15 protein-coding genes are annotated in these 15,315 nt (G+C 35.4%); 5 read left to right on the forward strand and 10 right to left on the reverse strand.

All coding sequences use genetic code 11. The features are described 5' to 3' along the window. The first annotated feature begins 26 nt into the window (after positions 1-26). Positions 27-548: a 5' nucleotidase, NT5C type gene (locus DFQ03_RS15190; RefSeq protein ID WP_133674100.1), complete on the forward strand. Its 522-nt coding sequence runs from the start codon at positions 27-29 to the stop codon at positions 546-548. Here DFQ03_RS15190 and DFQ03_RS15195 read toward each other — a convergent pair. The 5 genes from DFQ03_RS15195 to DFQ03_RS15215 all read right to left on the reverse strand — a co-directional run bounded on the left by DFQ03_RS15195 (position 540) and on the right by DFQ03_RS15215 (position 6,165). Continuing rightward, positions 540-1,553 (reverse strand): phytase, encoded by a 1,014-nt coding sequence (locus DFQ03_RS15195; protein WP_133674101.1) that lies wholly within the window; start codon positions 1,551-1,553, stop codon positions 540-542. The genes DFQ03_RS15190 and DFQ03_RS15195 overlap by 9 nt on opposite strands. A 26-nt stretch (positions 1,554-1,579) precedes the next feature. Beyond that, positions 1,580-4,462, reverse strand: a complete 2,883-nt coding sequence (locus DFQ03_RS15200) for a TonB-dependent receptor (protein WP_133674102.1) — start codon at positions 4,460-4,462, stop codon at positions 1,580-1,582. A 184-nt stretch (positions 4,463-4,646) separates the two neighbouring features. Next, a complete protein-coding gene (rpmA, locus tag DFQ03_RS15205) occupies positions 4,647-4,907 on the reverse strand; it encodes a 50S ribosomal protein L27 (RefSeq protein ID WP_073240841.1) in 261 nt (86 codons plus the stop codon). A gap of 40 nt (positions 4,908-4,947) precedes the next feature. Further along, positions 4,948-5,613 carry a 50S ribosomal protein L21 gene (gene rplU, locus DFQ03_RS15210; RefSeq protein WP_133674103.1) on the reverse strand — a complete coding sequence of 222 codons (666 nt, stop codon included), beginning with the start codon at positions 5,611-5,613 and terminating at the stop codon, positions 4,948-4,950. A 96-nt stretch (positions 5,614-5,709) separates the two neighbouring features. Continuing rightward, positions 5,710-6,165: a DUF4199 domain-containing protein gene (locus DFQ03_RS15215; protein WP_133674104.1), complete on the reverse strand. Its 456-nt coding sequence runs from the start codon at positions 6,163-6,165 to the stop codon at positions 5,710-5,712. A gap of 185 nt (positions 6,166-6,350) precedes the next feature. Between DFQ03_RS15215 and DFQ03_RS15220 the strand changes: the two genes are divergently transcribed. Next, positions 6,351-7,673: a M16 family metallopeptidase gene (locus DFQ03_RS15220; protein ID WP_133674105.1), complete on the forward strand. Its 1,323-nt coding sequence runs from the start codon at positions 6,351-6,353 to the stop codon at positions 7,671-7,673. Positions 7,674-7,681: 8 nt separating this feature from the next. Continuing rightward, a complete protein-coding gene (locus DFQ03_RS15225; RefSeq protein WP_133674106.1) occupies positions 7,682-9,754 on the forward strand; it encodes a M16 family metallopeptidase in 2,073 nt (690 codons plus the stop codon). A gap of 71 nt (positions 9,755-9,825) precedes the next feature. Here the strand turns inward: DFQ03_RS15225 and DFQ03_RS15230 are convergent, their stop codons facing one another. Next, the gene (locus DFQ03_RS15230; RefSeq protein WP_133674107.1) at positions 9,826-10,569 is read right to left on the reverse strand and encodes a head GIN domain-containing protein; all 744 of its coding nucleotides are present in this window, start codon (positions 10,567-10,569) and stop codon (positions 9,826-9,828) included. Positions 10,570-10,636: 67 nt separating this feature from the next. Next, on the reverse strand, positions 10,637-11,527 hold the full coding sequence (locus DFQ03_RS15235) for a DMT family transporter (RefSeq protein WP_133674108.1): 891 nt from the start codon (positions 11,525-11,527) through the stop codon (positions 10,637-10,639). Positions 11,528-11,685: 158 nt separating this feature from the next. Here DFQ03_RS15235 and DFQ03_RS15240 point away from each other — a divergent pair, with 158 nt between their 5' ends. Beyond that, entirely contained in the window at positions 11,686-12,039 is a 354-nt protein-coding gene (locus DFQ03_RS15240) for a heavy-metal-associated domain-containing protein (protein ID WP_133674109.1), read from the forward strand. 1 nt (position 12,040) lies between these two features. Next, positions 12,041-12,463, forward strand: a complete 423-nt coding sequence (locus tag DFQ03_RS15245) for a hypothetical protein (protein WP_133674110.1) — start codon at positions 12,041-12,043, stop codon at positions 12,461-12,463. 16 nt (positions 12,464-12,479) lie between these two features. On the opposite strand, the gene DFQ03_RS15250 is transcribed toward DFQ03_RS15245, so the two are convergent. Genes DFQ03_RS15250 through DFQ03_RS15260 form a run of 3 tightly spaced genes read right to left on the reverse strand, consistent with a single transcriptional unit; the run spans position 12,480 to position 15,315 of the window. Beyond that, complete coding sequence (locus DFQ03_RS15250) at positions 12,480-13,427, reverse strand: pyridoxal-phosphate dependent enzyme (RefSeq protein WP_133674291.1); 948 nt, start codon at positions 13,425-13,427, stop codon at positions 12,480-12,482. Between the two features lie 9 nt (positions 13,428-13,436). Continuing rightward, positions 13,437-13,997: a gliding motility lipoprotein GldD gene (gldD, locus tag DFQ03_RS15255; RefSeq protein WP_133674111.1), complete on the reverse strand. Its 561-nt coding sequence runs from the start codon at positions 13,995-13,997 to the stop codon at positions 13,437-13,439. Next, positions 13,987-15,315, reverse strand: a complete 1,329-nt coding sequence (locus tag DFQ03_RS15260; protein ID WP_394346271.1) for a gliding motility-associated protein GldE — start codon at positions 15,313-15,315, stop codon at positions 13,987-13,989. The genes gldD and DFQ03_RS15260 overlap by 11 nt, the downstream gene beginning before the upstream one ends.

Here is a 15,315-nt window from a genome sequence, read left to right on the forward strand (position 1 = left end):
CTTTTATTAAATCAAGAAAAATATATATGATACTATTTGTTGATATGGACGAGGTTATTGCAGATACCTATGGTGCCCATATAGAAATCTACAATGCAGAATTTAAGGGTGAGCTGACCACAGAAATATGCAAAGGATCAGAGGTATGGCATATGGTGCCAGAGGCACACCAAGATAGTGTGCGCAAACACGCTACTAGAAGAGGTTTTTTCAGAAACTTAAAACCTATTGCCGGTAGCCAAGAAATACTATCTAAACTAGCCAACAAACATGAGATCTATATAGCATCTGCCGCCATGCAGTTTCCGAATTCATTAGAAGAAAAAAGCGAATGGTTAGATGAACACTTTCCTTTTCTACCTTGGCAAAATCGAATTCTTTGTGGTCATAAGCACATTCTAAAGGGAGATCTTTTGATAGATGACCGCAGTTTTAATCTAGAGAATTTTGATGGTAGAAGTTTACAGTTTACCTCACCCCACAATGTAAACACCGAAGGTTTTGAACGTGTTAATACATGGTTTGAGATTGGGGAGAAATTATTGTAAACCTAATTTCCCCAAATCATAAAAGTAAAAGTTCTTTTCGTCGTTCATCGCGACGAAAAGTCCGTTTTTGAACATATCGTTCAACGGTACCGTTACCGCCTCACAACCATCTGTTTCAGTAGTTGATAGGTTTACAGCTGTAATAAACGCATTGGTCTCTCTATCAAAAATATTAAACTCACCCTTCTGTTGATTAGATACTATTAAATACCCATGTCCATCAGCATAACTTGCAATTGCTATACCTTCAATATCTTCACTAAAGTATTCACCTCCAAAACAAGATATTTCTTCACTTCCCATACTTGGTTCGGCATAGTATTTTTTTATGCAGACACCTTCATCAGAGAAATAAACAAACCCATTTTCATCATCAATAGCAATAGCCTCAATTTCCTTTACGCCGCTAAACTTGCCGAATTTTCTAACATAATTAGAGGTTATACCTAAACTATCAGCATTTAGAGCATACTGGTACAGATAACCATCTGCCGGACCGGTTTTTCTACCCACAATAGCATATACCTTTGCATCTTTAGGAGACTTATACAAGCTAACTCCCATTGGCAATCTATTCCCTTCAAACGTTTCATCTTCAAAAACCTTAAAACCGCCACCATCTAAAGGCTTCATATCTGGTACAGAAAACATTCTAATTTGCTGTTTTTCACGCTCAGTAAACACCAAAATGTCTGTTTTAGTAGAGTCGTTGAGCTGAAAACCATATTCAATATCTACATTGTTCGGTCGTTTAATATTCCTTATAGTTTTCTCTTCTATTATTTTGCCGTCTAAATCAAAAGCATAAATAGCTCCGTTGGTTTTCTTATCAGTACCAAAAACAATACTCATTTCTGCGTTTTCAGGATTAACCCAAATTGCAGGATCATCTGTATCGTTCAAGGTAAATTCAGTAATAACATCTGGTGCTATTTTAGGTAACATACTTTGATTACAAGAATTAAAAACAGCAACCAAGGTTAATAAATATGATATCTTTTTCATTTTAAGTAATTGATACATGTGCTATATTATTTTCTAAAAACATCATACTTTAAGCCTACAGTAAAACGCTGCCCATAGAATTCTATTTGTTGCGTACGCTCTTTAACACCTTGAAAGTAGCGTAACGGTTGATCGGTTATGTTCTTCAAATCTGCATACACACTAAGGTTCTTATTGATTTGAAATGTTGCGTTAAAATCTAAAAATAGTTGCGTATCATAATATCTATCCTCAAAATCATTGCCCCCAATTTCATCAATGTAACTATCAGAAAAATTAGCGGATAACCTAGCACTGAACTTTTTATCTGCATAGCCCAATGATCCATTGAACATATTCGGTGCCGTATTGGGCAAGTCCAAATCCTCTCTTTCATCACCATCTTCATTACGTATACCATCTGCTGAAGAGGACAAATAGGTATAGTTTAAATAAAGACTAAAGTTTTTGGCAAAACCAGGTAGAAAATCTAATTGACGCTGAAATGCGAACTCTAAACCAAAAAGTGTGGCACTGTCTCCATTTAAAGGCTGAAAAACATCATAACCTTCTGTACCTGCACCCAAACTATCATCTGGCGCCTCATATATAAAAGTGTAAATAAACTCATCTATATTTTTGTAAAACATACCTCCTGAAATTAAACCTACACTTTGAAAATAATGTTCTGCCATAAGGTCAAAATTCATTGAAGTAGTCGGATTTAGATCTGCATTCCCCAAGACCAACTCTTTATCTTCATTAATGACTTCTGCCCTTGGAATTAGATCTTGATAATTGGGTCTTGCCAAGGTGTTGGTCCATGCAAAACGGAGTATTGTATTCTTAGATACGTCATATTTTAAATGTACACCAGGCAAAACATTTGTATATGAATTTTCACCATTGACCTCTTCGACCAAAATTGCCTCTTCTATACCCGCATCTTCATCTTCTTCTATATAAACGACCCTATTACCCTTAGATTCCAATTTGGTGTTTTCTATTCTTACCCCTACCAAAGCACTAAGTTTTTCAGAGAGTTTCTGATTTAGCATAACATAACCAGCCAAAACATCTTCGTTTACCTTAAAGTTACCTGGGGCAAATTCATCTACGACCAACTCCCCTTCTGCAATATTTAGATCTAAAGCACCTAACCATTCCTCACTTGCAAAAGAACCAATTTGATACTGACTTCCCGCTAGATAATCTGGATCGCTGTAATCTTTAACCGGTACGGTTGCCAAAGTTGAAAAAGTATCTTCTAAATCAAATTCATAAAAATTATTATCCCTTAATTTTGATTTAAAACGACCTCTAGCTCCAAATTTTATAGATCCATCTCCTTGTCCAAATATATCTGCAGGAACTTCAAAATTGACGAATACATTTACATCTTCTTCCTCGGTATACTGATTTTCTTCTGTAATCTCTCCATACTCAAAATTATCTAAATCTTCATCTGCCATGTTGGCCGCCGAAAATCTTGGATATCTAGAATTCAACACATCATTATTAATAATATATTCTGATTCAAATTCAGCATATCGTTCATTTAATCGCTCTTCTGATGCTTTTGCAAAAGAGGTCATCCAATCTACTTTTAGATTACCCCAAAGATGATTACCACCTAAACTGTAATTCTGCATACGTTGATCTTCTAAACGGCGATTTTTATTTCTATTACTGTCAATACCACCTTTAGATTGTCTTTTAACCTCGACAGGAAACCTAGTAGGCACGCCGTTGGTAATTGTAAAGTCTCCTTCTACAATATCTTCACCATCTAAAATCTCATGCTCTAAACGAAATCTGTTTTCACGATCATCTCTCCAATTATACATTGTTTTTAAAAACACTGTATTGTTAACATTGAACTTATAATCTAAATTGGCCGAAAAGCTACGTCTAATACGTTGAACCAAGTATTCTCGTTGCTCATATACATTAACATAAGGATCAACATCTACTTCTTCTAAAATTGCCTCACCATCACCATCTTCTAAACCTGTATTAAATTCAAATTCATCTGTCCATTCTGCTTCAACGTTGTCAGAACCAAAGTCATTATCGTTACCCGAAACAGAAATCATCCATCCAAACTTGTCATTTTTGCTACGGTCACCCAACAAAACCGAGCCGTTTAATATTGGTTTATCAGTAATAAAATTTATACCTGAACCAAGTGTTGCAGAAAGTCGAAAACCTTGCGGCGATGTCCTTGTTATTAAATTTACCGACCCACCCAGTGCATCTGCATCCATATCTGGTGTAACAGCTTTACTGACCTCAATAGACTGTATCATATCTGCAGGAATCAAATCCATCTGTACATTTCTATTATCACCTTCTGCTGATGGTATTCTACTACCATTGAGCGTAACGGAGTTTAATTGAGGTGAAAGACCACGAACAATTATATTTCTAGCCTCACCTTGATCTACCTGCATAGTTATACCGGGTATTCTTTTTACAGCATCACCGATATTGGCATCTGGAAATTTCCCTATTTGATCAGTAGATACAACATTGGTAATATTTAAATTAGTTTTCTGTGTATTCAATGCTTTTGATTGACCACTTAAACCATAAGCAGAAACCTCAACACCTTCTAGCTCCATCGTTTTTGGATCTACACTTAAACTTACATCTATTGTTTTATTTGCTATTACCGTAATCTCTTGAGATAAATCGGCATAACCTAAATAAGAAACCTGGATTGTGTAGGTACCTGCAGGGACATCTACAATGGTAAACCTACCGTCAAAATCTGTAATCGCCCCTCTTGAGAGTGATGAGATTACCGCGCTTGCGCCAGGTAAATAAAGTCCGTTCTCATCTGTTACTGTGCCTTGAACATTACCTGACTGCGCAAGTAGAATAAATGGCGCAAGAAAGAATAGATAAAAAAATACTGAGTTTTTCATTTTCTAAGTGGTTGTTATTTGGCCACAAAGAAATTAGATTGAACGCAAAACAGTGTTGTCTTAATCTTAAGACTATTTTAAGATTAACCTATTTTCTTTTGCTATTTACTTTAGGTTAACACTGTGGTAACAAAAAACCCTCTTCATTGCTGAAGAGGGTTTTTTAAATTAAATTATTTAAAGCTTAAGCTTCAAAAGGCTCAATGGAAACAAATGATTTTCCACCAGCTTTTTTAGTAAACTTTACTAAACCATCTACACGTGCGTGTAATGTATGGTCTTTTCCTGCGTAAACATTTTCACCAGGATTGTGTCTTGTTCCTCTCTGTCTAACAATAATGTTACCAGCGATTGCAGCTTGACCACCAAAAATCTTAACTCCTAATCGTTTCGATTCTGATTCTCTACCGTTTTTCGAACTACCTACACCTTTCTTATGTGCCATTGTCTAAGGTTTTAAATTTTATTATACTTAATGGTTTAGCTTATTTAGCTACACCACCATCTAATTCATCTTGCCATTTCTGTAACTCGTCCCATTTACCATCAGCAGCTAATTGTGCTTGCTTTGGCCAAGTGTCAGTTACGTGATTTCCACGAACGTCAGCGATAATTTCAGAAATTTTAGCTGCGTCTGTTTTTGCTAATTCAGCAAAAGTAGAAATACCTGCATTGTTTAAAGTCTCAGCGATTTTTGGACCGATACCTTCAACTTTTTTCAAATCATCACCTTTAGCGCTAGCTTTCTTAGCTTTTGCTTTTGGTGCTGCTGGAGCTGCTTTTGCTTCAACCTTTTTAGCCTTTGGTTCAGCTTTCTTAGTTTCAGTTTTCTTTGCTCCTTTAGAAATAATAGATTCGATTACAATCTCTGTAAGAGACTGACGATGTCCATTTTTCTTTCTGTAACCTTTACGTCTTTTCTTATGAAAAACGATTACTTTGTCACCTCTTAGGTGTTTAACGACTTTAGCCTCTACTGCGGCTCCGTCTATAGCCGGGGCGCCGATAGTAACGTTCGATCCATCAGCTAAAAGAAGTACATTGTCAAAAGTGACTTTTTTACCTTCTTCAACCTGTAAACGGTGAACGTACACTTTCTGGTCTTTTGCAACTTTAAACTGCTGCCCTGCCATCTCTACAATTGCGTACATATTGTTAAATGTAATTATTAAACCTGATGGATTTTTTCCATAGGCGGGTGCAAATATAATTCTTAATCGTGAATTTACAAGTGTTTTTTATGATTTTTATACGCTCTTCATACTTCTAGTGTTCGAAGTCTTAAATAGTTGCATGAAAGCTAAGGTCAATACCAAGCTTGTCGTAAAACCCATTGTTGCAACCACTAAAAATACAATCGCTTCAAAACTACGATAAGTGCTCGCCCATTTAGTCGATAATTCCTCTAAAAAGCCTGGCTGAAGCTCAGTTGAATATATTGTAAAAAATAGCGTAAATATTAATGTTGCTACACCACCTGTTATCAAACCCGCCATAAATCCACCAGCGTATGTAAATTCATTTGCCTTTTTTAACTTGTAATATTTAATGGCTTCGTAAATGGCAAAGCCTGTAATTACAGCATTAAAAAGACTATAAAATACATTTACATGTAAGCCAAGTAAGGACAAAATTAAAAAATAAGCAATCAAAGAGCCACTGGCAGCGACGCCAAATCTAATTGGTAGAGCATAGTTATTCATAATAGAGAGTTTTTTTTGTTTAGACTTTTAATATAAACAATAAACAACTATAAATTGAATTTAATCTGTTAAAGAATACTTATATTGAAGATTGTTCTTACAAAAAAATACTTTTTATGTAACAATTTTGTAAAATTACATACTAACAAAACAGAACATTAAACACTTACCTAAAACAGTTTTAAATGAAAATGAAATTATTACTGGTTTCGGCCCTATCCCTTTTTGGATTTGCCGTACTCGCACAAGAGGTTACGTACGAAGAGTACAACCTTGAAAATGATTTACACGTTATTCTACATCAAGATAACACCGCCCCTATTATTTCCATCTCCGTATTATACCATGTGGGCTCTAAAGATGAAGACCCACAACGAACTGGTTTTGCACACTTTTTTGAACATCTTCTTTTCGAAGGTACCGAGAACATTGAAAAAGGACAATGGGACAATATCGTATCATCTAACGGTGGATCAGGTAATGCCACTACCAATGAAGACAGAACGTATTATTATGAAATTTTTCCTTCTAACAATTTAGAATTAGGACTTTGGTTAGAATCTGAAAGAATGCTTCACCCGGTAATCAACCAGAAAGGAGTTGACACACAAAACGAAGTAGTTAAGGAAGAAAAAAGACTTCGTGTTGATAATTCACCTTACGGAAAATTTATTGAGAACATAAAGAAGAACCTTTTTCAAAGCCATCCTTATAAAGAGACCGTTATTGGAAAAATGGCAGATTTAGATGCTGCTACTTTAGATGAATTTATTGCTTTTCAGAAGAAATTCTATTCTCCTAATAACGCCGTTTTAGTTATTGCTGGCGATTTTGAGAAAGAAAATGCAAAAAAATTGATTTCAGATTATTTTAAGGATATTCCAAAAGGAGCAGAAATTGCAAGAAATTTCCCAAAAGAAACTCCTATCACATCAGAAATTAATGCAAAGGCTTATGACTCTAATATTCAAATTCCGGCCTCTATGATTGCTTATAGAACTCCCGGTCTTAAAAATAGGGATAGCCAGGTATTAGAAATGATTTCTACTTATCTATCTGACGGACCATCTTCAAAACTTTACAAGAAAATGGTTGATGAAGAAAAGCAAGCATTACAGATTGGAGCTATTCCTGTTACTCTAGAAGAATACGGTATGTATATCATTTTTGCGCTTCCGGTCGGCGAAACAGGCTTGATCACACTTAATAATTCAATTGAAGCGGAAGTAGAGAAATTGAGAAGTAATCTTATTTCAGAAAATGATTATCAAAAATTACAGAACAAGTTTGAAAACCAATTCGTAAACAGTAATTCAAGTGTTGAGGGTATTGCAAGTTCTCTAGCTGAATACTATATGCTTTATGATGATACTTCTTTAATTAATAAAGAAATAGAAGTTTATAGATCTATTACAAGAGAAGAAATCAAAGAAGTTGCCAACAAATATTTAAAACCTAACCAAAGGTTAGTTTTAGAATATTTACCTGAACAAAATACTGCAAACTAAAAATAACTATGAAAAATACATATATACTATTCTTAACATTATTCTCGGTAATTGCTCTACAAGCCCAGGTAGACCGTTCGGTTATGCCAACACCAGGACCTGCACCTGAAATTAATTTAGGAGAACCTCAATCTTTTAACCTCAATAACGGATTAAAAGTATTGGTAGTCGAAAACCATAAACTACCAAGAGTATCAATGCAATTATCAATTGACAACCCACCTATTTTAGAAGGTGATAAAGCTGGTACTGCTAGTTTAACCGGTAGTCTTTTAGGTCTAGGATCTAAAAACATAACAAAAGAAGCATTTAATGAAGAAATTGATTTTTTAGGTGCCAGACTTTATTTTAGCTCTCAAAGTGCGTATGCACAATCTCTTTCTAAATACTTTTCTAGAATGATGGAGCTTATGGCAGATGCCGCCATAAATCCGAATTTTACGCAAGAGGAATTTGACAAGGAAAAGGATAAACTTATTACCGGGCTCAAAACTGAAGAGAAAGTAGTTTCTGCTATTTCTAGTCGAGTTCAAAGAGCTTTAGCCTATGGTAAAAATCACCCTTACGGAGAATTTACTACCGAAGAAACCGTAAACAATGTTACCCTTGGTGATGTTGAAGAGTTTTACAGAGAATATTTTGTGCCTGCAAATGCCTATTTAATTGTTATTGGAGATGTGAATTTTGAAGAAGTAAAGACTTTGACAGAAACCTATTTTACATCTTGGACGAAAGCCGTGCCACCAAGTTTCTCTTATTCTCAACCTAAGAATGTACCGAACACACAAATTAACTTGGTAGATATGCCAAATGCTGTACAATCTGAAATTACCGTACAGAATATTGTAAACCTAAAAATGAGCGATGACGATTACATTGCGGCATTATTAGCTAATCAAATATTAGGTGGTGGTTCTGATAGTAGAATAAATCTTAATCTTAGAGAAGATAAGGGGTATACTTATGGTGCATATTCGTCTCTTGGAAATGACAAATACGGACCATCTAGATTTGCCGCTTCTGCCGAAGTAAGAAATACGGTTACAGATAGTTCTGTCGTACAATTATTAAAGGAAATTGAACTCATTAACACACAACCCGTAAAAGACGATGAGCTAAAAACTACAAAGGCACTATATGCCGGTAGTTTTATAATGGCATTAGAAGATCCCGAAACAATTGCCAGGTATGCTTTGAACGTTGAGAAAGAAAATCTATCTAAAGATTTTTACAAAACATTTTTAGAGAAACTAGATAAGGTTAGCAAAGAGGAAGTAGAAACAGCTGCTAAAAAATATTTCAACGTTGATAATGCCCGAGTAATTGTCGTTGGCAAGGGAAGCGATATTTTGACTAACCTAGAAAATGTTGAGTTTAAAGGAAAAAAACTTCCTGTGCTTGCTTATTCTAAAACTGCCGATAGAGTTGACACTCCCGATTACAATGCTGCTTTACCAAGTGACGTATCTGCACAATCTATACTTGAAAAATATATTAAAGCCATTGGCGGAAAAGACAAACTTGAAAGTGTCAATACCTTAGCCATGATGGCCGCAGCAGAAATGCAAGGAATGAAACTAGACCTCAACGTAAAAAAGACATCTAGCAACCAACTTATGCAAGATGTACAAATGATGGGGAATTCTGTTAGCAAGCAAGTTCTTAACGGAGATACTGGATACATGGTCATGCAAGGTCAACGTAAGAATCTTGAAGAAGAGGAAATGAAAAACATTAAAAAAGAATCTGCTCCTTTTTCTGAACTTCATCTTTTGACAGATGATTCTGTAACCTTAGAAGGTATGGAAATGGTAGGCGAAAAAAATGCTTATAAATTAAAAGTAGGCGAAAATAAATCTGCTTTCTTTGATGCCGAAACCGGACTAAAATTGCAAGAGGTTACCGTAACCGAAATGCAGGGGCAACAAATTGCCAGCACTTCTAATTTTGAAGATTACAAAGAGGTATCTGGCATATTATTTCCTTTTAAAATAATGCAGACTGTTGGTTCGCAATCTTTTGAATTTATAGTTTCTGAAATCAAAGTAAATGACGGTGTATCGCCAGCCGATTTTGAATAACAATAATTTATTACAATAGAAAAACCCGCTACTTAGCGGGTTTTTTGCTTTTAATCTTCTAGGTTAAGTTCTTATCCTATTTTTCTAATGGTTGCTTCTCCGAAAATCAAGCCTTTATCCACTTCTGGGTTACCAGTATAGTTGATATTTGTTTCTCCATAGCACGTTACCTTCAATCTATCAACAACATTAACTCTAAAATTACTTTCGCCATAGGCGGTAATTTTAGTTTCATCTGCTACCATACCTTCTGTATTAACTTCACTCTCACCATATGCCCTAAATACTTGGCGAGCAACATTGCCTTCTCCAATTTCTAAGTAACTACTACCATAAATCGCTACCGTCAATTCATCTATTGAAACCGAATCAAAGTATACTTTCGCTTCTCCGTATAATGACATTTTAAAATCATCGGCATTAAAAAGGTTTTTGCATCTTATTATTTCTTCTCCTCGTATCGATAGATTTTCTAGCTTTCTATACGTTACCGTAATAGAAGCCATAGTACCATTATAAAGCGATTTGCTACCTCTCCAATTATCAGTTGAAATACGTTCAGATTTGGTTACAACCTTAGCACCGTCTAAGTACAAACGCAATGTTCTACCTTCTACTTCCACATTTATTTTCTCTAACGAAACTTTAGCATTGTCAATAACCACACTTTCTTCTTCTCCCTGCACTAAATTTACCTCAATATGCGGACTCACTATTAGCTTATCAAAAGATTTTACGTTGAATGTTTTATCCTGAGCCTCTATGCTACCTACAACAAAGGTTACTGCAAGTAGCGCAAATATTAATTTTTTCATGATTTCGTTTTTTTGATTAGTTCTATACAAAGACAAGCTAAAGTTTCTTTTGTTACAGTGCAGATCACTATTTCTGCAGAATTACCACCTTTTTTCTATTTACAAGCCAAACTCCGAATAAGATAATAAGACCGCCCAACAGCTGTAGAACACTTATATTCTCGCCATCCAAAAAACCCCATAGCACAGCCACAAGAGGTATTAAATACGTAACAGAAGCCGCAAATACGGGACTAGATAATTTTATCAATTTGTTGAACAGAATATTTGCCAAAGCGGTTCCTAAAAAAGCCAAAGCCATAATATACCACACTGCCTCATACATAGCACTATTACCAACAAATTGTTGAAACACGCCTGAATACACCAATATAATCAATGCCGGAAGAAAAGCTACACCAAAACTAGCAGTGGTTACCGCTAGAGGGGTTAAATGAGATAAGTACTTCTTGATTATATTTATATTAAAGGCATATCCTAGAGCTGAAAAAATTATGAAGAGAGCATACCAGTAATTCTGATTTACATTATTCTCCATTCCTGCTGCAATCAACACAACCGTACCAAAAAGACCTATTAGCACACCGAGCACCTGCCTTCCTTTTAACGCCAGACCAAAAAGTGCCAATCCTACCAATGTAGTAAACAAGGGTGCTACAGAATTTAAAATTGAAGTTATACCACTACTAATTTCAGTTTGTGCCATCGCAAAGAAAAACGGAGGAAAAAATGAACTGCACAACCCGGCAATAGCAACCCATTTCCAATCTGTTTTTGAAAGTGTCTTCAACGACTTAAAACCCAGAACAAATAACAAAATAGATGCAAATACTATTCTTAAACCGCCTACCTGCAAAGGCGTATAACCTAATAAAGACCTTTTAATAAGTATGAAGGAGGAGCCCCAAATAAGCGATAAAACTACTAGGTAAATCCATTTTTGATCTAAATTCTTCAATGCTAATAAGTTTAAAGCAAAAGTGGGCTTTTTTCTAAATAAACCAACCCGTTATCTACTTATTTTTATAATTCATTTACTAATGGATTTTACATATTTGGTATCTTTACACTATAAAGCTCTTTACTTTATTTAAGACGTATACTAAATCCATAAAAATGAAATTCAAAATATTAACCCTCTTCGTTACTATATTTACCTTAGCAATAAATGTTTCTTTAGCTCAAGAAGATGCAGCATTACCTGCTGAAATTGAACATAATTCTGCACGTACCATTCTGGTAGCTATAGAAGGTATGGCCTGCCAAGAAGGTTGTGCCGATAAAATTTCGTCTAATCTTACGGATAGCGATGGAGTCGTTTCTTCAGAAATTAGTTTTGAAAACAAAAACGGACTAATAACTTTTCAACCTACAATTATTACTATTGAAGAAGTAAAGGCTATAATTACCAATACTAAAGTCAAAGATTACAATTACACCATTACATCTGTTACGCCTCAAAACAACTAATATGAAAAAGATACTTTACACACTTGTTATAGCAACATTCTTAACTTTTACCTCATGTAAGGAAAACAAAAAAACGGAGGAGCCTTCTAAAATGGAGCATGTTATGAGTATTCATGACGAGGTAATGCCAAAAATGGGAACATTAGGAAAGTTAGTTGGTCAATTAAAACCAATGGCAGATTCACTTGGAGCAGAATCAGCTGAATTCAAGGCAATGAAAGACCTTCAAGAAGCAAATAGGTCTATGATGGATTGGATGCAAGGTTTTGGGGATCGTTTTGATGCTGAAGAAATAATGAACGGAAAAGAACTTTCTGATGAAAAGAAAGCATGGTTAAAAGAAGAGGAAGAGAAAGTTCAACAAGTAAAAGAGAACATCAATTCTAGTATTGAGCGTGCTGAAGAGATTCTAGGTAAGCAATAAATAAAAGACACGTATTCTAAAAGGGTAATTTAGAAAGATCTACATTACCACCAGAAATTATAATTCCAATTTTCTTGTTCTGAAAAACTTCTGGCTGCTCTTTTGATTGTTTCATAACTGCAGCCACAGTTACAGCGCTAGAAGGTTCTATGATAATTTTCATACGCTCCCAAACCAATTTCATAGCAGCAACAATCTCATCTTCGGTAATTCTAACAATACCGCTAACAAGCTCTTTTATAATCGGGAAATTTTTATCGCCCAACATTGTTTTTAATCCGTCTGCAATGGTATTCGTGGTATCATTACTTTCTATTTTTCCACTTTGTAAAGAACGATAAGCATCATCTGCCTCAAATGGCTCAGCACCGTAAATTTTACAATTTGCACTAAAATATTTAACTGTCAATGCAGAACCGGCAATGAGACCGCCACCCCCTACTGGGCAAAAAATAAAATCTAAATCGGGTTGTTTTTCTAGTAGCTCTAATGCAGCAGTGCCTTGACCTAAAATAACATTGTTATCATTTGAAGGATGCACAAAAGTTGCTCCCGTTTTTAATCCTATTTCATCTGCCAACGTTTGCCTCGCCGCAACTGTAGGTTCGCATTCATAAATTTTACCCCCATACTCCCTAACACCTACTTTTTTGACTTCTGGTGCAGTATTGGGCATTACAATATGTGCTGTTACCCCAACACTTTGAGCTGCTAATGACAAAGCTTGGGCAAAATTACCAGATGAGTGAGTGACTACTCCGCTTTTCTTTTGCTCTTCTGGCAACTGTACAATAGCATTAGTAGCGCCCCTCATTTTATAAGCTCCCGCTCTTTGAAAGTTCTCGCACTTAAAAAACACCTGAGCATTGACCTCTTTGTCAATCAATCTTGATGTTAAAACAGCTGTATTATGAATAAATGGAGTTATTCGTTTATGACAGTCTAGAAGATCTTGTTTTGTCATCATACAACTTTATTTTTTCCAACGAAGTGTTTCTATGATTCCCCTGATGTCATTCTGAAGATAGGATGCTGCCGGAAGAATAGAGTCATAATTGGGTTTCGTATAAAAATAGACAGACCCAGTTAAAAAATGCTCTGTGCTATCGGTAACAAAAAATTGCGACTGAGAAGCTGCGTTACCTTGTACCTCAAATAAAGCGCCGTAGATTCTCTCATCAGGATTCACATATGGTTGTTCCACTATGTTATCTGCCTTTGCAGCATGCTCATAGCTAAGCCTTTTAGAATCGTTAATTAGCTGAGCCAAATTACCATCAATCTTTTTATAGCTTAGAAAAATAGCACCTTTCATTTCAGGATATGAGATGGTGTAAGCTTTATCGCCATTCAACTCTGCATTTGCCAGTTGATTGTATTTAAAACTAAAGTTCTCAGTTTCTAGGTCAGCCAATTTCCCTTGAGGATATTCCAATCTCATTTTAGCTTTGGGCTTAGGTAACACCTCTTCATCTTTACAGCTTACCATAAACAGAAATACTACTAAAAATCCAACTAACGACTTACTCTTCATGTGGCAAGGTTACTTTTATTTGTTTCAATCTTTTCTTGTCCATTGCCTCTACAACAAAGGTAAAGGACTCAAATACTATTTTCTCTCCACGTCTAGGAAAACTTCCTGCCTTTTCTAACACAAAACCAGCCAAGGTTTCTGACTCCCCTTTATTCTCTTCAAAGATTTCACTATCCTCTAGTTTAATAACTCTATAAAAATCTTTAAGAGGTGTTTTACCTTCAAACACATAATTAAAATCATCTAATTTCGAAAAAATTAAATCTTCATCATCGAACTCATCACTGATATCACCAACAATTTCTTCGATAATATCTTCTAAAGACACCAAGCCAGAAGTACCACCATATTCATCTACAACTATAGCCAAGTGATTCTTCTTCTCTTGAAATTCGCCCAATAAATCATCTAATTTTTTATTTTCAGGCACAAAGTAAGGCTCCCTGATCAAAGTCATCCAATTAAACGTTTTTCTATCTAAATAAGGCAATAGATCCTTTACATACAAGACACCTTTTACACTATCGATGTTCTCGCCAAAAACCGGAATTCTAGAATATCCATTCTTCTTTATTTCACCTAACACCTCAGGAAATTTCATTTGCTCATTAAGGGCGAAAATATCTATACGAGGTCTCATAACCTGCTTGGTATCTGTATTACCAAAGGTAACAATACCCTCTAATATCTTCTTTTCTTCTTTTGTGGTATCGCCATGAGAAGTTAAATCTAAGGCTTGCGACAATTGATCTACACTTAAACTCGACTTCTGTTTTCCAAGCTTGTTATATAGAAACAATGTACCAGAACGCATTGGCAAGCTCAATGGTGAAAAAATAAAATCTAAAACCCTTAACGGATACGCCATTAAATGTGCAAAGCTCATTCTGTTCCTGTTCGCATACACTTTTGGTAGAATTTCACCGAACATTAAAATAAGAAATGTTGCGACTACGACTTCTAAAAGAAAACGTACCGAAACAACACCAAACCATACTTGATTTACATTTTCAAAAAGGGTATCGCCGATGATACTGAATAGCAACACTACCCCAATGTTAATAGCATTATTGGCTATCAATATGGTTGCCAATAATTTTTTTGGGCGCTCGAGCAGCTTAATTAGAATAGAACTTTTAGCAGATTTTTCGTCTTGCAGCTCTTTAATTTCGGTTGATGAAAGACCGAACATTGCCACTTCTGCTCCAGAAATAAGTGCAGAACAAACAAGTAGTACACATAGTACAACTATATTCATTGCAAAAACACCGTTTACAACCAATGTTGTCATTAATAACGGTAAGGGGTCTGGGTCCAA

The organism is Maribacter caenipelagi (assembly GCF_004364175.1).
Taxonomy (GTDB): Bacteria; Bacteroidota; Bacteroidia; order Flavobacteriales; family Flavobacteriaceae; genus Maribacter; species Maribacter caenipelagi.